Annotated in this window: 27 protein-coding genes and 1 tRNA gene; 15 read left to right on the forward strand and 13 right to left on the reverse strand. The window is 68.2% G+C overall.

The genetic code is table 11. The features are described 5' to 3' along the window. The first annotated feature begins 259 nt into the window (after window positions 1-259). From LCF40_RS08695 to LCF40_RS08705, 3 genes are all read left to right on the forward strand, one after another. Window positions 260-1,612 carry a hypothetical protein gene (locus tag LCF40_RS08695; RefSeq protein ID WP_224828162.1) on the forward strand — a complete coding sequence of 451 codons (1,353 nt, stop codon included), beginning with the start codon at window positions 260-262 and terminating at the stop codon, window positions 1,610-1,612. Between the two features lie 404 nt (window positions 1,613-2,016). Then, entirely contained in the window at window positions 2,017-3,468 is a 1,452-nt protein-coding gene (locus LCF40_RS08700; protein ID WP_224828163.1) for a right-handed parallel beta-helix repeat-containing protein, read from the forward strand. 104 nt (window positions 3,469-3,572) lie between these two features. Further along, on the forward strand, window positions 3,573-4,121 hold the full coding sequence (locus LCF40_RS08705; protein ID WP_224828164.1) for an NUDIX domain-containing protein: 549 nt from the start codon (window positions 3,573-3,575) through the stop codon (window positions 4,119-4,121). 75 nt (window positions 4,122-4,196) lie between these two features. Here LCF40_RS08705 and LCF40_RS08710 read toward each other — a convergent pair whose 3' ends face one another. Together LCF40_RS08710 and LCF40_RS08715 are read right to left on the reverse strand one after the other, a co-directional pair. Then, window positions 4,197-5,456 carry an ABC transporter permease gene (locus tag LCF40_RS08710; RefSeq protein WP_224828165.1) on the reverse strand — a complete coding sequence of 420 codons (1,260 nt, stop codon included), beginning with the start codon at window positions 5,454-5,456 and terminating at the stop codon, window positions 4,197-4,199. Continuing rightward, a complete protein-coding gene (locus LCF40_RS08715) occupies window positions 5,453-6,196 on the reverse strand; it encodes an ABC transporter ATP-binding protein (RefSeq protein WP_224828166.1) in 744 nt (247 codons plus the stop codon). Before LCF40_RS08715 ends, LCF40_RS08710 begins: the two co-directional genes overlap by 4 nt. A 195-nt stretch (window positions 6,197-6,391) precedes the next feature. Between LCF40_RS08715 and LCF40_RS08720 the strand changes: the two genes are divergently transcribed. The 4 genes from LCF40_RS08720 (at window position 6,392) to LCF40_RS08735 (ending at window position 9,293) form a co-directional block, all read left to right on the forward strand. Further along, the gene (locus tag LCF40_RS08720) at window positions 6,392-6,838 is read left to right on the forward strand and encodes a DUF2391 family protein (RefSeq protein ID WP_114576569.1); all 447 of its coding nucleotides are present in this window, start codon (window positions 6,392-6,394) and stop codon (window positions 6,836-6,838) included. Window positions 6,839-6,883: 45 nt separating this feature from the next. Continuing rightward, window positions 6,884-7,498, forward strand: coding sequence for a VOC family protein (locus LCF40_RS08725; protein WP_224828167.1), 615 nt, complete (start codon window positions 6,884-6,886; stop codon window positions 7,496-7,498). Window positions 7,499-7,633: 135 nt separating this feature from the next. Then, on the forward strand, window positions 7,634-8,299 hold the full coding sequence (locus tag LCF40_RS08730) for a helix-turn-helix domain-containing protein (RefSeq protein WP_114576567.1): 666 nt from the start codon (window positions 7,634-7,636) through the stop codon (window positions 8,297-8,299). Window positions 8,300-8,480: 181 nt separating this feature from the next. Continuing rightward, a complete protein-coding gene (locus tag LCF40_RS08735; protein ID WP_114576566.1) occupies window positions 8,481-9,293 on the forward strand; it encodes a manganese catalase family protein in 813 nt (270 codons plus the stop codon). A 262-nt stretch (window positions 9,294-9,555) separates the two neighbouring features. On the opposite strand, the gene LCF40_RS08740 is transcribed toward LCF40_RS08735, so the two are convergent. Then, window positions 9,556-9,628 (reverse strand) — tRNA-Pro (locus LCF40_RS08740). A gap of 89 nt (window positions 9,629-9,717) precedes the next feature. On the opposite strand from LCF40_RS08740, the gene LCF40_RS08745 reads away from it, so the two are divergent. Next, complete coding sequence (locus LCF40_RS08745) at window positions 9,718-9,975, forward strand: pro-sigmaK processing inhibitor BofA family protein (RefSeq protein WP_114576565.1); 258 nt, start codon at window positions 9,718-9,720, stop codon at window positions 9,973-9,975. A 6-nt stretch (window positions 9,976-9,981) separates the two neighbouring features. On the opposite strand, the gene LCF40_RS08750 is transcribed toward LCF40_RS08745, so the two are convergent. The 5 genes from LCF40_RS08750 to LCF40_RS08770 all read right to left on the reverse strand — a co-directional run bounded on the left by LCF40_RS08750 (window position 9,982) and on the right by LCF40_RS08770 (window position 14,254). Beyond that, window positions 9,982-12,036, reverse strand: a complete 2,055-nt coding sequence (locus LCF40_RS08750) for a DEAD/DEAH box helicase (RefSeq protein ID WP_224828168.1) — start codon at window positions 12,034-12,036, stop codon at window positions 9,982-9,984. Window positions 12,037-12,154: 118 nt separating this feature from the next. Beyond that, complete coding sequence (locus LCF40_RS08755) at window positions 12,155-12,526, reverse strand: cupin domain-containing protein (RefSeq protein WP_224828169.1); 372 nt, start codon at window positions 12,524-12,526, stop codon at window positions 12,155-12,157. 45 nt (window positions 12,527-12,571) lie between these two features. Then, the gene (locus tag LCF40_RS08760) at window positions 12,572-12,793 is read right to left on the reverse strand and encodes a hypothetical protein (protein WP_114576562.1); all 222 of its coding nucleotides are present in this window, start codon (window positions 12,791-12,793) and stop codon (window positions 12,572-12,574) included. 49 nt (window positions 12,794-12,842) lie between these two features. Continuing rightward, entirely contained in the window at window positions 12,843-13,133 is a 291-nt protein-coding gene (locus LCF40_RS08765) for a hypothetical protein (protein ID WP_114576561.1), read from the reverse strand. 92 nt (window positions 13,134-13,225) lie between these two features. Then, the gene (locus LCF40_RS08770) at window positions 13,226-14,254 is read right to left on the reverse strand and encodes a Gfo/Idh/MocA family protein (RefSeq protein ID WP_224828170.1); all 1,029 of its coding nucleotides are present in this window, start codon (window positions 14,252-14,254) and stop codon (window positions 13,226-13,228) included. Between the two features lie 114 nt (window positions 14,255-14,368). Here LCF40_RS08770 and LCF40_RS08775 point away from each other — a divergent pair, with 114 nt between their 5' ends. Continuing rightward, window positions 14,369-15,208, forward strand: coding sequence for an aldo/keto reductase (locus LCF40_RS08775; protein ID WP_114576559.1), 840 nt, complete (start codon window positions 14,369-14,371; stop codon window positions 15,206-15,208). An 18-nt stretch (window positions 15,209-15,226) separates the two neighbouring features. Here the strand turns inward: LCF40_RS08775 and LCF40_RS08780 are convergent, their stop codons facing one another. Continuing rightward, on the reverse strand, window positions 15,227-16,510 hold the full coding sequence (locus LCF40_RS08780) for an MFS transporter (protein ID WP_224828171.1): 1,284 nt from the start codon (window positions 16,508-16,510) through the stop codon (window positions 15,227-15,229). A gap of 216 nt (window positions 16,511-16,726) precedes the next feature. Here LCF40_RS08780 and LCF40_RS08785 point away from each other — a divergent pair, with 216 nt between their 5' ends. Next, window positions 16,727-17,365, forward strand: a complete 639-nt coding sequence (locus LCF40_RS08785) for an NAD(P)-dependent oxidoreductase (RefSeq protein WP_114576557.1) — start codon at window positions 16,727-16,729, stop codon at window positions 17,363-17,365. Between the two features lie 51 nt (window positions 17,366-17,416). Here the strand turns inward: LCF40_RS08785 and msrA are convergent, their stop codons facing one another. From msrA to LCF40_RS08800, 3 genes are read right to left on the reverse strand one after another with little or no spacing between them, the layout of a single operon-like run. Further along, on the reverse strand, window positions 17,417-17,965 hold the full coding sequence (gene msrA / locus LCF40_RS08790; protein WP_114576556.1) for a peptide-methionine (S)-S-oxide reductase MsrA: 549 nt from the start codon (window positions 17,963-17,965) through the stop codon (window positions 17,417-17,419). A gap of 44 nt (window positions 17,966-18,009) precedes the next feature. Beyond that, the gene (locus LCF40_RS08795; protein ID WP_224828172.1) at window positions 18,010-18,669 is read right to left on the reverse strand and encodes an HD domain-containing protein; all 660 of its coding nucleotides are present in this window, start codon (window positions 18,667-18,669) and stop codon (window positions 18,010-18,012) included. Between the two features lie 48 nt (window positions 18,670-18,717). Next, window positions 18,718-19,380 carry a 2,5-diamino-6-(ribosylamino)-4(3H)-pyrimidinone 5'-phosphate reductase gene (locus LCF40_RS08800; protein WP_114576554.1) on the reverse strand — a complete coding sequence of 221 codons (663 nt, stop codon included), beginning with the start codon at window positions 19,378-19,380 and terminating at the stop codon, window positions 18,718-18,720. 102 nt (window positions 19,381-19,482) lie between these two features. Between LCF40_RS08800 and LCF40_RS08805 the strand changes: the two genes are divergently transcribed. Beyond that, complete coding sequence (locus LCF40_RS08805; RefSeq protein ID WP_224828173.1) at window positions 19,483-19,944, forward strand: hypothetical protein; 462 nt, start codon at window positions 19,483-19,485, stop codon at window positions 19,942-19,944. Between the two features lie 19 nt (window positions 19,945-19,963). Here the strand turns inward: LCF40_RS08805 and LCF40_RS08810 are convergent, their stop codons facing one another. Further along, window positions 19,964-20,170, reverse strand: coding sequence for a hypothetical protein (locus tag LCF40_RS08810; protein WP_114576552.1), 207 nt, complete (start codon window positions 20,168-20,170; stop codon window positions 19,964-19,966). A gap of 119 nt (window positions 20,171-20,289) precedes the next feature. Here LCF40_RS08810 and LCF40_RS08815 point away from each other — a divergent pair, with 119 nt between their 5' ends. From LCF40_RS08815 to LCF40_RS08830, 4 genes are read left to right on the forward strand one after another with little or no spacing between them, the layout of a single operon-like run. Next, entirely contained in the window at window positions 20,290-21,561 is a 1,272-nt protein-coding gene (locus LCF40_RS08815; protein WP_224828174.1) for a Single-stranded DNA binding protein, read from the forward strand. Then, window positions 21,558-23,273: a hypothetical protein gene (locus tag LCF40_RS08820; RefSeq protein ID WP_224828175.1), complete on the forward strand. Its 1,716-nt coding sequence runs from the start codon at window positions 21,558-21,560 to the stop codon at window positions 23,271-23,273. Before LCF40_RS08815 ends, LCF40_RS08820 begins: the two co-directional genes overlap by 4 nt. Window positions 23,274-23,277: 4 nt before the next feature. After that, the gene (locus LCF40_RS08825) at window positions 23,278-24,057 is read left to right on the forward strand and encodes a metallophosphoesterase (RefSeq protein ID WP_224828176.1); all 780 of its coding nucleotides are present in this window, start codon (window positions 23,278-23,280) and stop codon (window positions 24,055-24,057) included. Window positions 24,058-24,107: 50 nt separating this feature from the next. After that, the gene (locus LCF40_RS08830) at window positions 24,108-24,419 is read left to right on the forward strand and encodes a hypothetical protein (RefSeq protein ID WP_224828177.1); all 312 of its coding nucleotides are present in this window, start codon (window positions 24,108-24,110) and stop codon (window positions 24,417-24,419) included. Window positions 24,420-24,431: the final 12 nt, after the last annotated feature.

Below are 24,431 nucleotides of genomic sequence, written 5' to 3' on the forward strand. Positions count from 1 at the left end.
GGACCCCAACACTGCGGTTTGTTATCCGGAACCTACCCCCCGGTTCCGACTCCGGGTCGCTCCATCACGCAACTCCACGGGGTTCTCCGTCCTCCGGCCGACCGAACTCCCCTCGAGAACCGGAGCGGGTAGCGGACCCGTACCGCCGGTCGGGAATCGGTTTCGATTCCCCTACCCGATGGCCCCCGGGTGAACGGTCGGCCGTGCTTTTGTGGCAGGCGCTGGCGACCTCTCACCGATGCCCCCATCCGCCCCGCAGATGTCCGGTCAGCGGACCGAGCCAGCCCCGGAGACGCCCCCGCCCGACCCCGCGGTCCGGATCGGCCGGATCGCGGCCGAGGGGACGACCCTCGAGTGCTCGGTGACCCCCTCCGCTTCGCTCCGGCGGTTTTTCACCGGCGAGCCGTTCCGCGCCGAGTACGACGTCCCCATCGAATCGGTCCCCGACGCGATCCTCGCGATCCCCGTCCTCGCCCAGGTCTGTCCGGTGGCGTGGGCCGCGGGCGCCGACGTCTACGTCGCGACGGTCGACCGGACGTTCGCGACGGCGCTGGGCGAGGTCGAGGCCACCCTTGCCTCGCTCTACCCCTTCATCGAGGGCGGCGACCTCTACGCCAGGGCGTTCGCCGAACCGACTCTCGAGGTCGGGAGGGGATCGACGGACACTGGCCTCCTTTTTACCGGCGGCGTCGACTCGACCTGTTCGTACGTCCGCCACCGCGAGGAAGAGCCGACCCTGATCAGCATCCGGGGTTGGACGGTGACGACGGATTCCAGCGACGACGAGACCTGGGACCGCCTGCGTTCGCGGGTGTCGGCCTTCGCCGACGAGCGGGGCCTCGAGACCGCCTTCGTCGAGTCGAACGCGCTCTCGATGCTCGACCATCCGATGTTGCTCGCACACTTCAAACGCTACGTCGACGGCGGCTGGTACAGCTCCGTCGGCCACGGCCTCGGCCTGCTCGGGCTCTGTGCCCCGCTGGCGGCCGCCCGCGAGCTCTCCGAGCTCTACGTCGCGGCCACCCACTGGGAGGGAGTCGACCTCGAGTGGGGCTCCCGGCCCGACATCGACGACCGGGTCCGGTGGACCGGCACCCGCTCGCACCACGACGCCTACGAACTCACCCGTCAGGAGCGCATCGACCGCATCGCCGACTACGTCCGGACCGAAGCCCCGGAGCTCCCGCTCCAGACCTGCAACGTCCGGATCGAGGACAACTGCGGCCGCTGCGAGAAGTGTTACCGAACTGCCGTCGGCCTCCGGCTGTCGGGACTCGACCCGACCGACCACGGCTACCCGCGGGAGGCCCTCGACTACGACGCGATCCAGCGCGGTCTCGAGAACGGCGACTGGATCCTGGGCGAGGACGAACGCTACATGTGGGCCGACATCCGCGATCGGGTCCACGAGACCGATCCGCAGTCGCCCGCGGAACGGGCCTTCTTCGAGTGGCTCCTCGAGGCGGACCTCGACGGCCTCGTCGACGAGTCGGGATCCCCGCTCTCCCACCGCGCGCTCCGTGCGGGCGCGCGAAACACCCCGACGGGCGTCTACACCCGGATCTACCCCGTCTGGGACGCCGCGAAGGGGGTTTACCGGCGGTTCGCGTAGGTCGCGTTCCGGGCTCTCGGAGCACTCGAGGACCCCGCCGCGGTGCTGGCACGCGAGGGCGAGACGTCGGTCCGGTCGGGAGCGTCGGCGGCTACGGCGCGGATCTTAGGGCCCGTCTAACGCGACCGGTACGGCCCCGTTCCCGAACTCGCCTGGTCCGTTTCTGCCGGGCGAACGCGACGCGGGACTCGATCTCGATCGGCTTTCGTCACCGGATACGAGGGTCGGTGGCGGGTGACGGTCCCCCGGGTAGTGACGTTCTTCCTTAGGCGGATCGGGGGCTCCGGAAACATCGTATTACCGTTAGTCATTCGCGTATGTCTCCCCTCCCGAGTAGTGTTGATTTCCTCACGTTCCAGGGCCTGATTAGCAATATACGGCCGGACCGGTGTCGGAGTCGCGTTATGCGATCCACACCTGACCCTTCGGAGAGCAGCACCGACGACCCCGAGAGCGGATCCGACCGGTCTACGAGTACCGGACCGGAACGAACCCCCGTCTCGCGGCGAACCTTCCTCGGACGTGCGGCCATCGGCGGCCTCGCGGCGGCCGGACTCCCCGCGGTGGTGTCGAGGACCGCGGCGGCGGTTCCTCGAGCCGACGAGTACGGAACGGTCATCGACATGGTCGAGGAGGGAGCCGACGATACGGGCACCGAGTCGATCACGCCCGTCCTCGAGTCGGTCCGGGGCGACGACACGCTGCTTTACTTCCCGCCCGGGCGCTACTACATGGACAGCCAGTTCCGGTATACCGGGTTCGAGAACGTCGGCGTCGTCGGCGAGGACGCAACGCTCGTCCCGGCGACCTACTACGAGTTCGACGGTCCCCAGTACCGGCTCTTCCGGCTCGGCACCTCAAGTACCCCGGGCCGTCGGATCAGGTTCGAGGGGTTCGAGGTCGACCAGACCGCCCCCGAGACGGGGATCCGGGTCGTCGAGGCCTACGCCGTCGACCGCCTCGACATCGCCGACGTCCGCGTCCGTGGCGTCCACGACAGCGGCACGTTCGGGCCGTTCCTGGCGAACGTACTCGGTTCCGACGGGACCGGCCTCGTCGAGAACGTCCGCGCTCCCGACGGCGGCGCCTGGATCGACGAGACGCCACACACCGAACCCGGCGGGCTACGCGAGACCCGCGGACCGGACGGAATGCTCGCGAACCAGACGGAAGGAACTCTCCGATTCAAGGATTGCGTGATCGGCGGCTTCCCGAACCACGGGCTGTACGCGTCCACCAGCCCGGGTCGGATCGTCGTCGAGGGCGGCCACTACAGCAACAGCAACCCGGTCTCGCTCCGGATCGGCGGGACCGACAGCGAAGTCCGGTCCGTGACCGTCGAGGTCGACGAGACCCGTCCCCAGGACGTCTCCCAGCGGGGGATCCAGGTCGGCAACGGGAACGTCACGATCCGGGACGCGACGGTTCGTATCACCTCCCCGATGCCCAACAGCCACGCGATCGCGGTCCTCAACAGCTCTACGGGCACGCGGATCGAGGGAACGCGCGTCGAGATCAGCGGCGACCGGCCCAACAGCGGGATCGTCATCTCGCCGGATGCCGGCCGGACGACGATCGCCGACACCGAGATCCTCCACGACGTTCCCCGAGGATATCCGCTGTGGGCTCGCGGCTCCGGGGGCGCCCCGCTCACCTGCTCGCACGTCCGGGTCACCGAGGAGACCGTCATCGACGGCTCGAACGACGGCGTCTACTGCGTCGAGGACGGCGAATCGATCCCGTCCGATCCCCCGGAGTCGGATTCGAGCGAGGAGGAACCGACCGAACCGTATTCGAGCGACGAGAGCGGGCAGCCCAGTGACACGGACGACGATGTCTGTCCGACCGACCTCTGAGCACGTCCGGTCCGACCCGCACTCGCTTCGATACCCCTCGCCGACCATCTTCGAGGCACTCGTCCCGTCGGTATCCTTTTCCGGAAACCCGGAAAGATCCGACCATGGTCTGGGCGTTTCACACCGACGAACCCGAGTTCTGTCCGCAGTGTGGCGACTCCCTCGAGACGCAATCGACCGAGGACGGGCCACGACCCCACTGTGCGAACTGTCGGACGACGGCCTATCACAACTCGGGGGTGATGGCCCGAACGGCCGTCGTCGACACCGACCGGGTCCTCCTCATCGAGCGCGGCGCCGCGGGGGACGTCGGCGCATGGGCGACTCCCGGCGGCTACATCGACGCCGGCGAACCCCCGCGCGAGGCCGCCGTCCGCGAACTCGAGGAGGAAACCGGGCTCGAAGCCGCCCCCGAAGCGTTGACGCCGGTGAACGTCGGCTTCCTCGAGTTCGACGGCGGCGAGAGCGACGTCGCGGTCAACTACGCGGTTCTCCGCTCGGAGACCGCCGGAACCGTCGAGGCGGGAAGCGACGCGGCAGACGCCCGCTGGTGGACGCGCGACGCGCTCCGGGCCGATCTTCCCGCGGAGAAGAACAACCTCCGTGCGATCGGGATGGAGACCCTTCTCGATCTGCTGGACGACCGGTCGTGACCGTCGCTCGTCCCCCAGGTGTTCGAGCGGTCCCGATAGCTTCGAGAAGGGGAAGACGAGAGCGGATTCGACGAGTTACTCGTACCGAAGCGCCTCGATCGGGTCCGTTCGAGCGGCCCGCCACGCCGGATACAACCCGGACCCGATCCCGACGACGATCCCGACGGCGACGGCGAGAACGACGTACTCGAGGGGATAGACGACGGGGAGATCGATGTACTGGGCCCCGAGATAGCCGACGACGAGTCCGAGAACCGTCCCCAGAACGGCCCCGATGAGGCCCAGGACGACCGCCTCGAGCAGGAACAAGCCAAGGACGTCCCGTTTCTGTGCCCCGACGGCCTTCATGATGCCGATCTCGCGGGTTCGTTCTGTCACCGAGACGAGCATGATGTTCGCGATGCCGATCGAGGCGACGACCAGCGAGATGGCGGCGATCCCGACGATGAAGCTCTGGAAGATCTCGAGGACGTCCTGGAGCTGCTGGAGCAGTTCCGTGCTCGTCTCCAGGGAAACCGCGAGATCCTCGCCCAGGAACTCGCCGGCGTCGGAGTCGTCGCTTTCGAAGTAGGCTTCGGCCGCGGATCGAGCGTCGTCGACGGCGCCGTCGTCGGCGGAGGGTGCTTCGATCACGATCGCGGCGAACCGAAGCCCGCCGTCACCGGTGTCCTGGCCCTCCGTTCCGACCTGTTCGGCGTAGAAGGGGTCCGTGGGAACGTACACCCGCGGCGAGTTCTCGAACCCCTCGAAGGGGCTCAGTCCCTCGGAGCTGTCGGTGATGCCGACCACCTCGACGTCGGTTTGGCCTCCCCCGAGGAGCGTTATCGTGAGTTCGTCGCCGACGCTGACGTTCTCCTCGAACTGGCCCGCGGCGGCCGGGTTGAGCACCGCCTCGCGCGCCCCCGTCTCGAACTGGCGTCCGTCGGCGAGCGTGCTCTCGCGAACGTACGACGGCCCGGTCGCGATGACGCCGTCGCCCTGGGGGAGCCGCTGGTCGCCGGACGCGATCGAGCGGGTCCCCACCGGGGCGTAGCCGTAGGCGGCGTCGACCTCCTCGAGGTCGGCGACGGCCGCCAGATCGCTATCGCTGAAGATCGGCTGGGCGCCGGCTCCCGGTCCGCCCTCGACGTCGGGGTCCGCGGCCCAGCCGTAGAGGCTGCGCTGGTCGTCCGGGCTGATGTCCCCGATGATCCCCGCCTGGAGGCTCGCCCCGAGCGTGACGAATGTGATCACTGCTGCGATGCCGATGACGATGCCCACGATGGTCAGGGCCGAGCGGAGCTTGTGTCCGGTGATCGCACGCCAGGACAGCCGCAGGCTCTCGCGGACCATCATGGCGCCGCCCCCGAACTTCGATCCCGGTCCCCGTCGGTCGAATCGGATGCGTCGAGCCGTTCGATGCGCTCGATGGCGCCGTCGAGGAGGTGGACGATCCGGTCGGCTCGTTCCGCGACGTGGCGCTCGTGGGTGACCACGACGAGGGTCGTGCCGGCCTCGTGGAACTCGGAGAAGAGATCGAGTACCTCGGCTTCGGTCTCGGTATCGAGGTTGCCCGACGGTTCGTCGGCGAGCACGATGGCGGGGTCGTTCACCAGCGCTCGAGCCAGCGCGACCCGCTGGCGTTGCCCGCCCGAGAGCTCGTTCGGGAAGTGTTCCGTCCGGTCTGCGAGCCCGACCCGCTCGAGCAGGGTTCGCGCCCGGTCCGTGCGTTCTCCCCGTGGTACGTCCTGAAACAGCTGGGGCAGGCGAACGTTCTCCAGGGCGGTCAGCCGGGGCATGAGGTTGAACGTCTGGAAGACGAACCCGATCTCGCTCCCCCGGAGACGGGTGCGTTCCCGGTCCGAGAGCCCGCCGGCGTCCCGTCCGTCGATGCTCACCCGTCCCGACGTCGGGGTGTCGAGACAGCCGACGAGGTTCATCAGCGTCGACTTCCCGGTGCCGCTGGGCCCCATGATGGCGGTGTACGAACCACGGGGAATCTCGAGGCTGACCCCGTCCAGGGCGTAGACCGGTTCGCCCCGGTAGTAGGTCTTGGAGACGTCGGTCAGGGAAACCGCCGACTGCGTTCCCGGCATGGCGTTCCTACCACACCACGGACGAAAAGCCTTCGTTGCGGGCTTTCGGGACCGATGAGACCCACCCCATCGGAGCGAGCGTGGTGTGGTGAGGGCGGTTAGCCCGCGGGACCGGTCTCTCGGTAGCCCGTGGATCGGGAGCCCGCGGGAATCAGCTATCGGTTGCTTCTTTGCCCGGAGCCGATATCGACAGGCATGAGGGTTCCCCATCCCCGCCGCCCCCCGAGCTTTCGACTCGCCGACACGGCCCAGCAGGTCGTTGGCGGGTTCCTGCTCGCCGGGCCGTTCGTCGTCACCGAGGAGGTCTGGGTGCTCGCGGCGAGCATGAGTTCGTTGCAGGGGGCCGCGACGGTCGGTATCGTGTTCGCCATCGGCTACGCCACGCTGTACACCGCTGATTCGCGCCGTGACCCGACCGTCGAACGGGAGGTCAGCGGCGTGCCGCTCAGGTTCGTCTCGCTCATGGGCGTCTCCTTTGGCTCGGTGATCATCCTCGCGCTGCTGTTCGACGCCCCCTGGACGTTCCTCGATCCGGCGGAGACCGGCGAGAGCGTACTGGCGACGTCGGCCAAGGCGGTGAGCGTGGGCTCCGTCTTCAGCGTCGTCGGCGCGGCGACCGCCGACAGCGTCTTCTCGAAGTGAACTCCGACGGGGTAGCTATATCCGCCCCGCGGACCTACGTCGGGTATGGCAGACGAACCCGTCACGAGCGATGCGCCCGACAGCCCGTTCCGGACGACCGGCACCGACCACGTCACCATCTGGGGATCGAACGCCGAGGACACGATCGCGTTCTATCGGGACCTCCTGGGGATGCCCCTGGTGCTCCGCCAGCCCAACCTGGACGACCCCTCCCAGACCCACCTCTTCTTCGACACCGGCGACGGCCGGATCATCACCTTCTTCGTGAGCGACGATCGGCCGTCGAACCAGGGGCCCCAGCGCGGCGGCGTCGGCGCGGTCCACCACCTCGCCTTCTCGTTTGCCCCCGAGGACTTTCGCACGGTAATGGAGGCCTTAGAGGAGGCCGGCCACGGCTACAACGTCTTCGACCGCGGGATCTTCCAGTCGCTGTACACCCAGGACAACAACGGCCTCGTGATCGAACTCTCGACCGACAAGTTCGCCATCCCCGACGACCGCCGCGGGGAGGTGCTCGCGACCACCCAGCGCATCCGCGAGGACGCCGGCGCCGACTACGCGAAGGACGAGCACCTGGAAGCCGCCCTCGAGGAGCTCGGGATCGAGGCCGAACCCGCGGACCTTCCCGACGCCGCAAGCGGGGTCGGCGGCGTCGACTGATACTGCTGGCTGTAACTACGTGAAGGTTCTCGGCATCCCGTATCGCCCAGAACCTTCACGAACGTATAGTCGGTAGTGTGGGACGCGCCCGGCACTTGCCGGCAGGATGAAGTTCCCCCGTCTCCACTCGCCCGTATGAGCGGAACGATCGTCGAGGTGGGGCTCGCACTCGAGGACCTCTCTCTCGAACACACGTTGACGGCGATCGAGGGGCTCGAGTGCGAGGTCGAACGGCTGGTCGCCGACGACGAGGCCCGCGTGATGCCGTTTCTCTGGGTCGAGGCGCCGGATCTGGAGGGGCTCGACGAGGTCTTCGAGGAGGACGATACCGTAGACGAGGTCTCCCTCGTCACCGACCTCGGCACCGAGCGCCTCTACCGGATGGAGTGGGTCGCCCGGATCGACGCCCTCGTCCGGATTCTGGTCGAGGAGAACGGGACCGTCCTCTCGGCACGCGCCGACGCCGAGGGGTGGAGCCTCAGGCTGCTCTTTCCGACGCGGGAGGCCGTCTCGCGGACCCACAGCTACTGCCGGGAGAAGGAGATCGGACTCGAGATTCGGACGATCTACAGCCTCGACGACGGCCGCCAGGGCCGGTTCGACCTCACCGACGGCCAGCAGGACGTGCTGGTGGCGGCCTACGAGCGGGGGTACTACGAGATCCCGCGGGACGCCGATCTCGAGGACCTCGCCGCCGAGTTCGACATCTCCCACCAGGCGCTGTCCGAACGCCTCCGGCGGGCCCACCGGAGCCTCGTCGAGAACACCGTCATCATCGGCGAGGAGGCCCACGGGCCCTGAACCGTCGCCGGAGGTGTTTCACCGACGGCACCCGTTCCGCGTTCCTCACTCCTTGGAACCGTGAGACGGTGGGTAGAACCCCCTTATCGGCGTTTTCGAGGGGGGTCGAATATAGGCTCTTCGCTGGCAAGCACGGTGGCTACTCGTGTCACTCCGGTGAATAGGAGTGGAGAGACCAACGATGTTCCATCACAGCGACGAACTGCAGTACGACGTCACCGTCGAGGAACCGGACCCCGAGTTCGCGAAGCTGCTCCAGCAGGCCATCGGCGGCGCCGAAGGCGAGATGCGCGTCGCCCTCCAGTACATGTTCCAGGCGTTCGCCGTCCCCGCGGACAAAGGGGAGTACCGGACGATGTTGATGGAGACCGCGGCCGAGGAGCTGGGCCACATCGAGATGCTCGCGACCGCCGTCTCGAAGAACCTCCAGGGTGCCCCCGAGGCGGACCGCGAGCGCGCACGCGAGGACCCCGTCATCGCGGCGATGATGGACAGCGGCCAGCCCAGACAGGCCCTCTCGGCGGGACTCCACGCGATGCCCGTCGACAGCAACGGCGTCCCCTTCGACGGCAACTGCGTCGTCGCGAGCGGGAACCTGGCGGCCGACATGCAGGCGAACGTGATGGCCGAATCCACCGGACGGCTGCTCGCCTCGCGGCTCTGGGAGATGACCGACGACCCCGGGATGAAGGACATGCTTTCCTACCTGATCGCCCGCGACACCATGCACCAGAACCAGTGGCGGGTCGTCCTCGAGGAGGCCTTCGAGGACCACATGCCGATCCCCGGAAGCTTCCCCCAGGAGGAGGAAAACCAGGAGTTCAACTACGCGTTCATGTCCACCCACCGCGACGACCGCGAGGACCCCGAGATGCCCTGGACCCAGGGCGAGTCCCCCGACGGTAAGGGCGAGTTCTCCTTTACCGACCAGCCCGGCGGCGGTACGGCCGACCTCGAGGCGGTCATCGAGGAGATGCACAACGAGGTGAACTAGACTCGTCCACTCGTCGCGGACGTGCTCGCGGCGAGAGGAGACCGCGCGGATCTTGAACTACGTCCGACAACCGTTCGCTTTGCTCGCGGAACCTCGGTCCCTCAAATCCGCGCTCGACACGTACTTGCCGTTCGCGGAGTTGCTTGCGGCGAGTACGTGGGACCGCGCGGATATTGAACCACGGTCGCAGCAGACTGGTCCCTGATTCAAATCCGCGGGTCGTGACTGATTCGCTCCTCACGTTCGTTCGTCGCAGAATCAGTGGGACCGCGCGGATTTGAACCGCGGTCACGGGCACCCAAGGCCCGAAGTATACCAGACTAACCCACGGTCCCGTACACGGGGTTCGCGCGTCGGTAGGTAAAGCGTTTCGCTCCGGCCGGGAAACCCGAACGCATTTGCCCGCCTCGTCGCTATCTCGGATATGGTTACCGGCCTCGAGATCGGCCTGTTGGTGCTCGTTCTCGCCTTCTTTCTCGGTGCGGCAACGATCATCCGGGCGGTCAAACCGTTCATCGTCAACGCGGTCGTCGGACTCCTGACGATCCTCGTCGCCCAGGCCGTGTTCGGCGTCTCGGTCGCGGTGACGCCGGTCGCGCTCGTCGTCGTCGCCCTCGGCGGGTTCCCCGGCGCCGTCCTCGTACTCCTGCTCTCGGCGTTCGGGGTCGCGTTCGTTCCCTGAGCCGACCTACTCGTACTCCTCGCGGAGTTCGATGTCGGCGACGAGGTCGTAGGGGTGGGATCCCTTCCGGATGCCGTCGAGCAGGACGAAGCTCTCCGAGGGCGAGAGGAAGTGTTCGGTCACGACCCGGCCCAACGGCGTCGGCTCGAGCCCCTCGATGAACCCGTATTCGATGAGCTTTCCGAGGGCGTGTTTGGTCGGCACGGAGCCGAGCATCCGGTCGTTGAGCCGTTTCGTGGCCTTCCCCCCGACCGTGACGTTCGCCAGGGTCTCCTCGATGGCGGCGGCCTCGTCGTAGTGGGTCATCACCGACTCCATCTCCCCCTTGAGGAGTTTGAAGGCGACCTCGTCCTCGGTCATCTCCATCGAGTTGTGATACGAGCAGTCGGGTTCGACGAGGACGTACACCTTGCCCTCGTCGTGATAGTCCGGGCGACCGGCTCGCCCGAGCATCTGGTGGAACTCCTGGACCGAGAGCCACTCGATGCCCATCGCCAGCGAGTCGAAGACCACCTGCGAGGCCGGGAAGTCGACTCCCGCCGCCAGCGCCGCGGTCGTGACGACCGCCGCGAGTTCCTGGTCGCCGAACTTCCGCTCGACGGTCTTGCGGCGCTTGTAGTCCAGCCCGGCGTGGTACGGCGCCGCGTCATACTCGAGCTTCCGGCTGATCTCGTGACAGCGCCGCCGCGAGTTGGTAAAGATAATCGTCTGTCCGCGATACCCCTTCGAGGACTCGGTGTCGAACTCGCGTCTGACGAGTTTGTTCTCGACGCGCACCTTCTCCTGGCCGTCGGCGAAGGTGACGTGGCGCTCGATGGGGACCGGGCGTTCCTCGAACTCGATGAGGGTGGCCTCCAGAGCTCCAGCGAGTTGCTTCGGGTTGCCGACGGTCGCCGAGAGGGAGATCCACTGGGCACCGCCGTAGCCCTCGGCGCGCGCCGCCCGCTGCTCGCAGTAGTACTTCAGCCGCGAGATGAGTCCGTCGAGGCGATGGCCCCGTTCGTCCTCCTTTAGGGTGTGGACCTCGTCGATGACGACGGTCCCGACGTCGCCCAGGTCCTTGCCCGTCCGCAGGGCGTGGTCGATCCCCTCGTAGGTGCCCACGATGACGTCTGCGCCGGGGTCGAACCGGTTGCCGTCGTCGTTGATCCGGGAGGCGCCGACCCGGAGGGTGACGTCCACGAGGTGGCCGTACTCGTCCTCGAAGTCCTCGTAGGTCTGGTTGGCCAGCGCGACCAGGGGCACGAGAAAGAGCAGCTTTCCGTCGCCCCGCAGGACGCGGTCGATCCCCGCGAGTTCCCCGACGAGGGTCTTCCCGGTCGCGGTTGCGCTCACGACCAGCTGGTCTTCTCCCTCGAACAGGCCGTTCTCGACCGCGAGGCTCTGGACCGGAAGCAGGGTATCGAACCGCCCCTCCAGAAGCTTCTGGAGTTCGGGCTCGAGATCGAGCGACTCGACGCCGACGGGATCGACGTCCTCGGTCGTCGCACTGATGGTATCGAACTTCGTGAGATCGGGGTCGAGGTCGCCCTGGAGGAGGTTGACGATCCGCTCTAGGTCCTGGACCTCGTCCATCAGCTCCTCCAGTCGATCCTTCGCCGCACTCGTCACGTTGCCCGCATACGAGAGCTCTCGCTCCAACTCCCGTCTCGCACAGTCCCGACAGATCCAGTCGTCGTCGTCCCTGATCGCCGTCTCGGTCGTCACCGGCGAATACTTTCCCTCGCTCGCACAGTACCGACAGGTCCGGACGGCCGTCGCCTCGAGCTGGTAGCCCGTAAACATCTCCTGGAGGTCCGTCCGCGCCTCGGGCGGGGTCTGCTCGGAGATCCGGATCCGGTCGGCTCGTCGGGCGATCTCGACGAACTCGTCGGGCTGGCGGGGCTCCTCGCTCGAGCCGTCCTTGAGCCGGAACTTCGTCGGGCGCGGACCCGCGGAGGTCTCCGAGAGCCCGAGCTTCGCCCGGAACAGCCGCTTTCCGTCACGGATGGCGACGACGAGGTAGTCGCCACCGATCCAGTGACAGAACAGGGTCTCGACGCGCTGGACCTGCTTCGACACGCCCGTTCCTATGATCCGGCGGTATTTCAGCGGTTCGGACTCTCCACGTCCCGTTCCAACGGATCACACGCGAGACGGGCAGCCGCGACGTCTCGGCCGCCGGTCGATCCCGGCCGACTCACTCGACCAGCTCGATCTCGTCGTTACCGTTTGGCACCGCACAGAGGAACGCGCCCTGCTCGTCGCCCTCGTTTCGGTACCAGTGGACGGCCCCGGCGGGGATCAGGAGCGAGTCGCCCGCGCTCACCTCGTGTTCGTCGCCCTCGATCCCGACGACGTACTCGCCGTCGAGGACGTACTGTTCGTGTTCGACCTCGTTCGTGTGTTTCGGGACCTCGGCGCCCGCCTCGAGCGTGAAGCGCCGGAGCGCGAACGTCGGTGCGCCGTCCGTTTCGTCCACGAGCACGCCCTTCCGGAGCCCGGCGGCGGCATCGACGCCCTCGTACTCGACCTCGCTCTCTCGGCGGACGACCGGCTCGCGATCGGTCATATCACCCCTCGGGGGGCGATCAACGAAACCCTTCGGGATCGTCGGTCACTCGACGTCGAACCCGTCCTCGAGGCGGTGGACGAGGATCGAGATGAAGTAGACCGCCATGAACAGCCCGAAGCCGGCGACGAAGCCGACGATCTCGGTTCCGCGGAGGCTCTCGGGGTTGGTGACGGCAAAGGTTCCGAGTCCGAGGACGAACAGCGCCGTGATGAAGCCGCCGACGGCGACGTAGAAGGCGGTGTCGGACTCGAGGTAGCCCCGCATGGAGGGGGGTTCGGACGGGGAACGCAAAACGGTATCGACGCTCGGTCCGCTACGACCCGCGATTCTCCCTGGAGGAGCCCCAGGCCCAGACGCCGAGGGCGGCGGCGGCCGCCGCGAGGACGCCGAAGGCGATCCACTGGCCGGTTTCGCTGTCGGCGATCGGCGCGAGCACGTCGACCAGTCCGGTCGCCTGCATGAGTCCGAGGGTGAAGACCACCACCAGGAGAATCGAGAACACTCCGATCCGGATCGAGTTCTGGACCATCCAGGCGCTCTCCTCGGCGGCCTGCTCCCGGCTCTCGGTCGTCGTCTCCGTCGGATCATCACGGGAATCGGACATGTGTCCGCCTACGGACGAGCCGGGGGAAACGGTGTCTCTTGCACACACAAGGTCGCTTACGCCCACCGGTTCGGTCGTCGGACACTGTCTACCTACTCGGCAAGCGCGAGCCGCTCGCCCCGCTCGACGCTCCGGCGGGCGGTCTCGACGATCCGCTGGGCCTCCCGGCAGAAGGCGGGGTCGGCCGGCCCCTGTGGCTCCGAATCGGTTTCGAGGCAGTGGACGAGATAGGTCGCGAGGGTCTCGTATCGCGCCTCGAGGGGCGCGGGCTCGACGGCATACCCCTCCGGGCGCTCCTCGGTGGTGACCCGGATCGGAACCCCGCGCTCGCGCGTACTGATCGTGCCCTCGCTGCCGACGAGCTCGTAGCCCTTCGCCGGCTGGGGCTGGATCTCCCAGGGGTTCGTGAGCAGCCGCCAGGTCGTCTGGAGCGTCGAGAGTCCCTCCTCGTACCGGCAGCTCGTCGAGCTCTGGACGTCGACCGCGAGGTCCTCGGGGACGTAGGCGTCGGCATAGACCGCTTCCGGCAGTTCGCCGCCCCGGAACCACGTCGAGAACGTCGCGCCGTAGCCGAGGTAGTCCGCCATCGACCCCCCGCCGGCGTCGGGATCGTAGAACCAGCTTCCCTCGGGTGGGGCGCCGGCGTTCCCGCCGTAGTACTGGACCTCGATGATCTCGCCGATCGTCCCCTCCTCGACGAGCCGTTTGACCTCGTGTTTCACCGGGTCCCAGGCGACGGGCCAGTTGACCACGAAGAGGTCGTCGGCCATCGCCTCGAGCATTCGGTCTGCATCCTCCAGACTGTGCGCGAGGGGCTTCTCGATCGCGACCCCGACGTCGTAAGCGGCGACCCGTTCGACGAACTCGGCGTGTAAGGAGTTTCGTGGACAGCCGACCACGACGTCGGGCGCGCTCGCCTCGAGACAGCGATCGAGGTCGTCGTAGACCCGATCGTCGGGGAGGTCGAGGTCGGAAACCGCCCGCTCGAAAGATCCCGTCGAGGTTTCCGGTTCCTCGTCGCAGAGAGCGACGACCTCGCAGTCGGGGTGGTCGGCGAGCCACTCGAGATTCGTGTTCATGTGCATCTGGTCGAAGTTCGCGCCGACGAATCGCCAGGTCATGGGCGGAGCCTGGCGCCGGCGGGCCATCAACGTTCGGCTCGACGGCTCCCGCCGGACGCGGACGGCCCTGCCGCCTGGCCAACCGTTTTCCCCGCGCCGGGGTTACGGCAGGTGATGACAGATCGGACCTTCGATATCGGCGACCGTACCGTCGACCGCCTGGGATTCGGCGCGATGCGACTCACCGGCGAAGACATCATCGGCGCGCCCGACGACGAGGACGCGGCCCGCGAGGTCGTCGAGCACGCCGTCGAGGCCGGCGTCGACCTGATCGACACGGCCGACTCCTACGGCCCCGGCGTCAGCGAGCGTCTGATCGGCGAGGCCATCGGCGACGACGAGGACGTCCTCGTCGCCACCAAGGCCGGATTGCTCCGAAATCGTGAGGGCGACTGGCTCCCCCACGGCGACCCCGACTACATCCGCAACCAGGTGCTGTGCTCGCTTGACCGGCTCCGGACCGACACGATCGACCTCTACCAGTTCCACCGACCCGACCCCGACACCGACTTCGAGGAGTCGGTGACCACCTTTGGGGAACTCAAAGACGAGGGGCTCGTAAGCGAGGTGGGGCTCTCGAACGTCAGCGTCGAACAGTTGGAGACCGCCCGCGACCACGTCGAGGTCGCGACCGTCCAGAACCGGTACAACGTCGGCGACCGCGAGGAATCCGACGTTCTGGAGGCTTGCGAGGAGTACGGCATCGGCTTCATCCCGTGGGCGCCGATCAACGGCGACGACATCGACGGAGTCGATGCCGTAGAGAAGGTCGCCGACGACCACGACGCGACGACCCGCCAGATCGCGCTCGCCTGGCTCCTCGAGCGCTCGGACGTGATCCTCCCGATCCCGGGGACCTCGAGCGTCGACCACCTCGAATCGAACCTCGAAGCCACCGAGATCTCGCTGTCGGACGAGGAGGTCGAGCGGCTCACGGACGCGGGCTCGAACTGAGACGCCGGTTCGAGACGGCTACCACCGGGTCAGCGCCTGCGCGCCGTGAAAGTGGATCAGGACGAGGAGGAACGTCCCGACGCCGGCCAGCGCGAACGCGCCGCCGACGTAGAACACCGAGGCCATGCTGACCTCGACCATGAGCCAGCCGCCGAGCAGCGGAGCGATCACGCTCCCCGGGCGCCAGACGAGTTCGCGGATGCCGAAGCTCGAGGCGACGCCGCCCTCCGAGGTCCCCTCGTCAGCGAACAGCGCCATGCTTGCGGGCTCGCGGAAGCTGTCGGCGACTCCCAGTAACCCGGAGAGCGTGACCAGCGGGAGGAAGGCAGCGGAGAGATCGCCGAACAGTGGGTAGGAGGCGGGGAGGCCGAGTTCGGCGCCGACCGCTGGTGCAAAGGGTACGGCGAGGGCGACCAAGCCGTAGGCGCCCCCGCCAGCGAAGACGAACAGCGCGCGGCCGTAGCCGTCGGAGAGCCGTCCCGTGAACGGCTGGCACAGCATGTTCGTGAACTTCTCCGCGGTGACCGTCAGTGCGACCGCGAGCCCGCTAGTGGTGTAGCCGAGCCCACCCTGGGCGGCGGTCACGCCGGCGAAGATCGGGACCCAGTTGCGAACAAGCGTAACCGAGAAGGCGTACTGAAAGCGGAAGGTCGAGAGCGTGAGAATCCTCCGGTTCAAGGCGAGTCCCGTGAACGGAAAGCCCTCGATCCGGGTCTCGTCTTCCTCCAGGTATCCCAGGCAGGCCAGCCAGGCGACGACGACGATCGCGACGATGATCCCGAATATCGGCCCGAAGCCGAAGGCGCCGTACATCCCTCCTGCGCCCAGACTGCCGAAGATCGATGCCGAGAAGCTCGCGGCGTTGGCCTTCCCGATGTAGTTCGCGCGGGTGCCCCTCTCGGCGATCTGACCCACGAGCGAGAGCGTCATCAGTCCCGCGCCGGTGACGGCGACCCCCTGGAGGGCACGGATCAGGATCAGCGAGGCACTCGAGTCCACGAGCGGGAAGAGGCCGTAGACGACCGCGCCGAGGCCGACGACGGCGAGCAGGACGGTCCGCTTGTCGAAGCGGTCGCCGGCCCACGCCAGCGGGACCACGGCGACCGTCTGGGCGATGGTGAACCCGGTCGTGTACATCCCGATGATCAGCCCCGCGCTGATCGAGACTCCGAGCACCGTGGTCCCCGAGGGGTCGAGTTCGTTGATGTAGTACGGCAATAGCGTGACGAGGGCGATGAAGCCGAAGCCCTCGGCGAAGCGGGTGAGATACAGCGCCCAGAACTGGGCCCGGTCGTCGTTCACGCGGAGTCCTGTCGCGGTCGGTTCAAAGAGGCTTTCGAATCGACCTGCGGGGGACCTCGTCGTACTGCCGGCGTTCGAGCAATCCCGTCGGTACAACGGATCATCGGGGAACCCGACTCCGAGAGCACCGCGATCGGGTGAGCCTTCTCGGATCTCGGCCGTTGCTTCGAGGAGTCGGAATCGAACGTATAAGCGAACAGCGCCCGAACGCGGGGTATGCGAATCGCCGTCTTCGGTTCGACCGGCCGTACGGGACGCCCGTTCTGCGAGCAGGCGATCGAGCGCGGACACGAGGTCGTCGCCCACGCCCGTTCCCCCGGGAAGCTTCGCTTCGAGCACGATCGGTTGACCGTCGTCGAAGGGGACGCCTACACCGGCGAGGGCGTCGCCGAGGCAGTGCGGGGCGCGGACGCGGTCGCGAGCGTCCTCGGCCAAGGGGAGGGCTCGCCCGACGACCTGCTCGCGGTCGCCGGCGACCACATCGTCGAGGCGATGGCCGAGGAGGGCGTCACCCGCCTGGTGACCCTCGTCGGGGCCGGCGTCCGCGAGGAGGGAGAATCGATCTCACTGGGCGGACGGGTGATGGGCGTGCTGTTGAAGCTCCTCGCCCGCAACGCCCTCGAGGACGCCGCCGAACACGCCCGCCGGGTCCGAGCGACGGATCTCGAGTGGACGATCCTTCGGGTGCCCCGACTCGGCGAGGGCGACCCCGACGGCGACTACCGGATCGGCGACCCGAAACTCGGCTTCGAGGCGGTAGACCGAGCCGACGTCGCCAGGTGTCTGCTTGACCGGCTCGAGGCGGACGATTACGTCCGTGAGATGCCGAAAGTCGCCCCGGCACGAGGCGAGTAGTTCGTCGGGGACGGCGAAACCGAGTCGTCTCTCCCGGTTCCGGCGAGTCGATCAGTCGCCGGCTTCTGCCCCCCGGCGGACCTTCTCGGCGAACTTCTCTCTGACCTTCTCCACTTTCGGCTGGGCGTGCATCGAGCAGTAGGCGTCGGTGGGGTTCTTATCGAAGTAGTCCTGATGTTTCTCTTCGGCGCGATAGAACGTCTCGAGGTGCTCAACGTCGGTGACGACTTCATCGTCGTAGCCGCCCTCTTCTTCGAGGGCTTCGACGTACGAGTTGGCGAGCTCGAGCTGGCGGTCGTCATGGGCGAGGATTATCGAGCGGTACTGGCTGCCGACGTCGGGGCCCTGGCGGTTCAGCTGGGTCGGATCGTGAACGGTGAAAAAGACCTCGAGTAGCTCCTCGTAGCTGATCGCGTCGGGATCGTACTCGATCTGGATGACCTCGGCGTGACCCGTGTTGCCGGCACAGACCTCGCGGTAGGTGGGGTCGTCGGTGTGGCCGCCGGCGTACCCCGACGTGACGCTCTCGACGCCCTCGATCTCCTCGAACGCCGCCTCGGTACACCAGAAACAGCCGCCGCCGAACGTCGCTCGTTCCATGGCATCCGATACGGTCCGTTCGCGGAAAGACCTATCGCCCCCGCCTACCGGTCGCCGGTCGCCTCCGCCTCGAGCCGTTCTAGGAAGTCCTCGACGAACGCCCGGCGCTGCTCGGCTACATCCCGGCCGCGGTCGGTGTACATCCGCTCGGGGAGCGCGAGGATCTTCTTCCGAAGGTGGTTCGTCCCCGTCTCGCCTGCCGGGGAGTCGTCGGCCTCGACGGGGCGGTCGGGGTCGTGGATCGGCGTTCCCGTCTCGCCGCCGTAGGCGAAGACGCGGGCGATCCCGATCGCGCCGAGGGCATCGAGGTTGTCGGCGTCCGAGAGCAGCCGCGCTTCCACGGTCTCGGGTTCGACGTCGTTCGAGTAGCGGTGAGCGCGGATCGCGTGGGCGACGGCCTCGGTGCGCTCCGCGTCGAATCCCTCGCGCTCGCCGAGAACGTCCCGTGCTTCGCTCGCGCCCCATGCTGCGTGATCCTCGATCTCTCCCGCCTCCTCCCGGCCCCGTCCGATGTCGTGGAGGAGAACAGCGGCGTGGAGGACCCGCTCGTCGATCTTCCGGCCGTCGGCCTCCTGCCCCGCCGCGAGCCGATCCGCGAGGGCCTCGACGCGCTCGACGTGGTGCCAGTCGTGGGCCGGTCCGGGGTCGTACTCCGCGAAGTAACTCCGCGCGGTCTCGCGGAGTCCGTCGGCCTCGGAGCTCATATTGCGGGATCGACCGTCGGGCCGATAACCGTTGTGAACCCTGTCGTGCTACTGCTCAACCGTCCACGAGAGGAGTACGCCGCCATCGAGGCGCTCGACGTCCTCGAGTGACAGCGACGGGAACTCGGTGAGAAAACCCTCGCCGTCCGCGAGCGTCGGCGCGTCGCGGCCGCCGATCAGCTGGGGGCCGACGAAGGTCCGGAGCTCGTCCACCAGACCCGATTCCGCGAGCGAGAAGATCAACTCGCCGCCGCCCTCGACCATCACGTCCTCGATGCCCGCCTCAGCTAAGGCCGCGAACGCCCGCAGGAGATCGACCCGCTCCTCTCCTGCGGTGACGAACTCGACGCTCTCGGGATAGGCGGCCCGCCGTTCGGCGCCCGCGGCCTCGGTGGTCAGGAGGTACGTCGACGCGGCGTCGTCGACGATCCGGGCGTCGGTCGGCGTCCGGAGCTGCGAGTCGGCGACCACGCGGGCGGGCTGGGCGGGTTTGCCGGCCGCGATCCGTTCCTCGAGGAGATCCGCGTCCTTCACCGTGAGGTGGGGATCGTCGGCGAGCACGGTGCCGACGCCGACGACGACGGCGTCGCTTCCCGCCCGGAGGCGATCGACGCGCGCGAAGTCCTCGGGGCCGCTGATCGCCACCTGCTCGCGCCGGACCGTCGAGAGCTTCCCGTCGGCGCTCATCGCGGCGTTGACGACGACGTGCATGACGGGCGTCCGTCGGCGGGCACAAAGAAGCCACCGCGTCATCCCCGACCCGACACCCCCCGCTGCCGGTACGCTTATAATGATAGAAATATGATCTTTCGTATGGCATATTCCCGGCACCCGTTCGCCCGGGACGCACTCGTCGCGACCGTGATTCTGGCCGCCCTCTACGGCCTCGGCGCCGCCAGCCAGGCCGCGCCGCTTCAGCTCCCCGCCTACCTCGTGGTCGTCGGGTTCGACGTCCTCGAGGTGGGCTTCGGCGCCGCGCCCGTCTACCGGATCTCGTTCGCCCTTTACCTGGTCGGGCTGGGGGTGGTCGCCGCGGCGGCCGCCGCCGGGATCCGTCGGCTGGCTCGAGGGCGGGAGGTCTCGAGCCTGCGACTCGGTGCGGCGGGTGCCCTCGCCGTCGTGGGAACCCTCTCGCTTGCGGTCGCCGCGAGCGTGTTTCTCGGGACCACACAGCGAGAACCCGTCGCCATCGCCGGGACGGCCGGAGCCGTCATGCTGGCGCTGGCCGGCTGGCTCGGCGGGCTGTTCGCCGTTCCAGACCGCCGGAGCCGGTAGCGCGGGCGGCTATCGCCCGCTATCTGCGCCGCGGGTCGTCGCTCGTCCCGAGCAGGATTCGATACACGAGATAGCCGAGCAAACAGGCAAAGGCGAAGACCGCGACGGTCTCGGCGAACCAGACCGCCGCGTACAGCGCCCGGGTCAGGACCCGGATGACGACGATCCCGCCGAAGACGGCGGCGACGGCTGCGAGTCCGCCAAGCGCCGCGCCGACCCGTTCCATGACTTCCCCTCGTGCCGGCGGTCCTTGAAGATAGCGCAGCTCTCGGCCCCTCTCGGCGCCGACTTCACTTTCGCCCTCCTGCGGGAACGCTTTTTAACTCCCCGCTCGAAGGGCAAGTGATGGATCTCGAATCCCATGCCGAGGATCTTGCCTCCGACCTCGGTGTCGACAACGAGGAGGTCTTAGAGGACCTGCGGAATCTCGTGGAGTACAGCGTGCCGATCGACGAGGCCAAGGGGAGCCTCCGCCGGAAGTACGGCGACGGCTCTGCCGGCGGTGGCGGTCCTACGGCCACCGACGTCGGCTCGATCACGACCGACGTCAGCGCGGTGACGGTCACCGGCCGGGTACTCACGGCGGGCGAGCGCTCGATCCGCTATCAGGGCTCCGATCACGTCATCGTCGAGGGGAGACTGGCCGACGGGACCGGCGTCATCGACTACACCGCCTGGGAGGACTTCGGGCTCTCTCCCGGCGACACGATCACCGCCGGCAACGCCGGCGTCCGCGAGTGGAACGGCCAACCCGAACTCAATCTGGGCGAGAGCACCTCGGTCGCCTTCGAGGACGACCCCCTCGAAGTGCCCTACGAGGTCGGCGGCGAGGCCGACCTCGCGGACCTCGCGACGGGCGACCGGGCGGTGACCGTCGAGGTGAGCGTCGTCGAGTGCGAACGGCGGACGATCGACGGCCGCGACGGCGAGACCGAGATACTCAGCGGAGTGTTCGGCGACGAGAGCGGCCGCCTTCCCTTCACGAACTGGGACCCAGACCCTGCGATCGAGGAGGGGAGTTCGGTCAGGATCGAGAACGCCTACGTTCGGGAGTTCCGCGGCGTGCCCGAGGTCAACGTCTCGGAGTACTCGACGGTCACTCTCATGGATCGGGAGGTCGACGTCGGCAGCGACGCGCCGACGATGTCGGTCCGGGAGGCAGTCGACTCCGGCGGCGTCTACGACGTCGCCCTGGTCGGCAATCTCCTGGCGGTTCGGGACGGCTCCGGGCTCATCCAGCGCTGTCCGGAGTGTAACCGGGTCGTCCAGCGCGGGCAGTGCCGGAGCCACGGCGACGTCGAGGGCGTAGACGACCTCCGGACGAAGGCGATCGTCGACGACGGCACCGGGACCGTCACCGCGATCCTGGGCCACGACCTCACCGCCGAAATCTATGGCGGCGACATCGAGGACGCCCGCGAGGAGGCCCGGGAGGCGATGGACCAGGAGGTCGTCGCCGACCGGATCGCAGAGCGGATCGTTGGCCGCGAGTACCGCGTTCGGGGCCACCTCTCGGTCGACGAGTACGGCGCCAACCTGGACGTCAGCGAGTTTTCGGGAAGCGACGACGACCCCGAGGCGCGTGCGACGGCCTACCTGGAGGGGATCGAAGCATGAGCGGCGAGGACGAGCCCGTCGGCCGCGAGGTCGCCTACCGGATCTTCGCGGCAGAGTACGACGACGCCACCCTCTCGCATACCGAAAGCGACGACGACCGGGCGCCCAACTACGTGATCACGCCGACGGGCGCACGGATCAACCGGCTGTTCGTCGTCGGCACCCTGACTGAAGTCAGTCGAGTGAACGAGGAGATGGTCCGCGCCCGCGTCGTCGACCCGACGGGCGCGTTCGTCGTCTACGCCGGCCAGTACCAGCCCGAGGCCCTGGCCTTCCTCGAGAGCGCCGACCCCCCCGAGTTCGTCGCCGTCACCGGGAAGGCCCGCACGTTCGAGCCGGACGACGGCGACCGGATCTACACCTCGGTCCGCCCGGAGTCGATCGCCGTCGTCGACGCCGACACCCGCGACCGGTGGGTGGTGACGACCGCCGAGCGGACCGACGACCGGATCGGAACCATCGCTGCGGCTGCGACCGAGGAGGCCCGCGACGACGAGCTCGCGACCCTGCTCGCCGATCGGGGCATCGAGAGGGGCCTCGCTAGCGGGACCGCCCTCGCGCTCGCCCACTACGGGACGACCCCAGACTACCTGGGGGCACTCTCGGAACTGGCGACCGACGCAGTCCGGGTGATCGCCGGCGACTTGGAGGAGGTCCCGCCGTTCGATATCGCACCAAGCGGCGAGGGAGAGACTGATATCGCGTACGCGGATCTCGCCCGGGAGTTCGACGGGGAGCCGGCCGCAGTCGCCGACTCTGACCTGGCCTCTTCGGAACCGACGACCGCGGGCGAGCCGACGGAGACGGACGAGTCCGGGGAGCCGGATGCGACCGACGCGGAAGCGCCCACGGAGACGAGTGCGGCCGAAACGGATACCGAAAACGTCGAACCCGAAGGCGGAGACGAGGAGACCGCGATGGAGAACACGGAGTCCGCGCCGGAAACCGCAACCACGGAGCCCGAGGACCGCGAGGAGGCCGAACCGGCGGACGATCCCGAGCCGGCCGCCGGTGAGAAACCGGACCCCGTCTCCGAGGAATCCGCGGCCGCCGACTCGAGTTCCGAGCCGGCCGACAAGGAGCCGGAACCGAAGGCCGAGAGCGGAGCCGGTACCGAAGCCGACAGTGAGGCCGGCGAAAACGGAACAGAAGCGGCCGCCGACCTCGAGGAGAACGTCGAGGGAGAGGCCGGGATGTACGAGATGGACGACGAGGAGCGCGAAGAGATCGAAGACGAGTTCGGCGCCGAGTTCACGACCGGATCCGACGTCGAAGAGCCCGGAGAGGCCGCCATCGAGGCCCCCGAGCCGGAGGAGCGCGAGGAAGGGACAGAGCCGGGCGCTGGGGCGGCGACCGAGGAGGAGTCCCTAGGGGACTTCGACTCCGGGAGCGAGGGGTTCTCGGACGCGACGGACACCAGCAGATCGGATGCTGGCGGCGAGCCGACGTCGGCCGACGCCGGGCCCGAGGACGCCACCGAAACCGACGACGAGGCCGGCGGGGAGGACGAGGGGGACGTCGATCTCGAGGCGTACGCCGTCGAGACGATGCAGGAGTTAGACGACGGCGACGGTGCCGACCGCGAGACGGTGGTCGAGCGGGTCGCGAGCGAGACGGGTACCGACGAGGAGGCGGTCGAGTCCGCGATCGACGAGGCGCTGATGAGCGGCCAGTGTTACGAGCCCGAGGACGGGACGCTGAAGGCCATTTGAGCCGATGGTCGACGACGGCCGAGTCGAGCCGATCCCGGGGGAACCGGCGGCGGTCGCCGACCTCGGGGGCGAGCGCGCGCTCGTGATCGCGGACTACCACGCCGGGATCGAGGCGGGGCTCCGGGCCGAGCGGGGGATCGAGGTGCCGAGTCGAGCCGGCGAGCGCCGCGACCGGCTCCTCTCGCTGGTCTCCCGAACCTATCCCGACCGGCTCGTCGTCCTCGGGGACCTGATGCACTCGATCGGCGGGCCGGGAGGTGCCGAACGCGGCGAGCTCGAGGTGCTGTTCGAGTCCCTGCCAGCGGCCCTCGACGTCCTTCTGGTAAAAGGCAATCACGACGGCGAGATCGAGGGCTGGCTCGAGGGCGTAGACGTCCGACCGGGCGAGGGATTCCGCCTCGGCGGCGTCGGCGTCTGTCACGGTCACACCTGGCCGGCGCCCGCGGCGCTCTCCGGCGAGGTTCTCTGTCTGGGCCACGAGCATCCCTGCGTCCGTCTGGAGGACAGCGTCGGCGGGAGCCGGGTCGAGCGCGTCTGGCTCCGGGGCCGACTCGAGCCCGCGGGGTTCGAAGAGCGGGCGGGCTACGAGGCGGTCGGCTGGCTCGGCGGGGACGAAGAGCCCCCCGAGATGGTCGTCTTCCCGGCGTTCAACGATCTTGCTGGGGGAACCTGGACGAACCTCCCGGACCAGTCGTTTCTCTCGCCCTTTCTGCCCAACGGGCTGGCGGGAGGCGAGGCCTACCTCCTCGACGGCACCCGGCTGGGCGACTACCGGTCGGTGTAGTAGCAGATGCAAGCGGGGGGTCCTTGCACCGGGACGGCCATCGCCCACTCATGCCGATGGAGACCTACCGACTCGAGGTTCGGGAGACCGAGACCGCGGAGGGAATCGACGTCGACCTCTACGGCGAGGACGACCTGGTCGAGGCCTCGACCAGGGTCGCCTACGAGGAGTTCGGGCTCGAGCCGGCCGACGACCGCGAGACGCCTACCGCCGAGTTCCGGGAGTTCCGGGCCGACGCGATGCGGACGGACGTCCAGTTCGCGCGCGACCCAGCCGGGTTCGATTTTCGAGTCGTCGGCGACGGCGACGGCATAGAGACCGTCCGGATCGAGGACGAGGCGTGGGACCTCGACGACTCCTGATGCCGGTTGAGC

The organism is Saliphagus infecundisoli, from assembly GCF_020177375.1.
GTDB lineage: Archaea > Halobacteriota > Halobacteria > Halobacteriales > Natrialbaceae > Saliphagus > Saliphagus infecundisoli.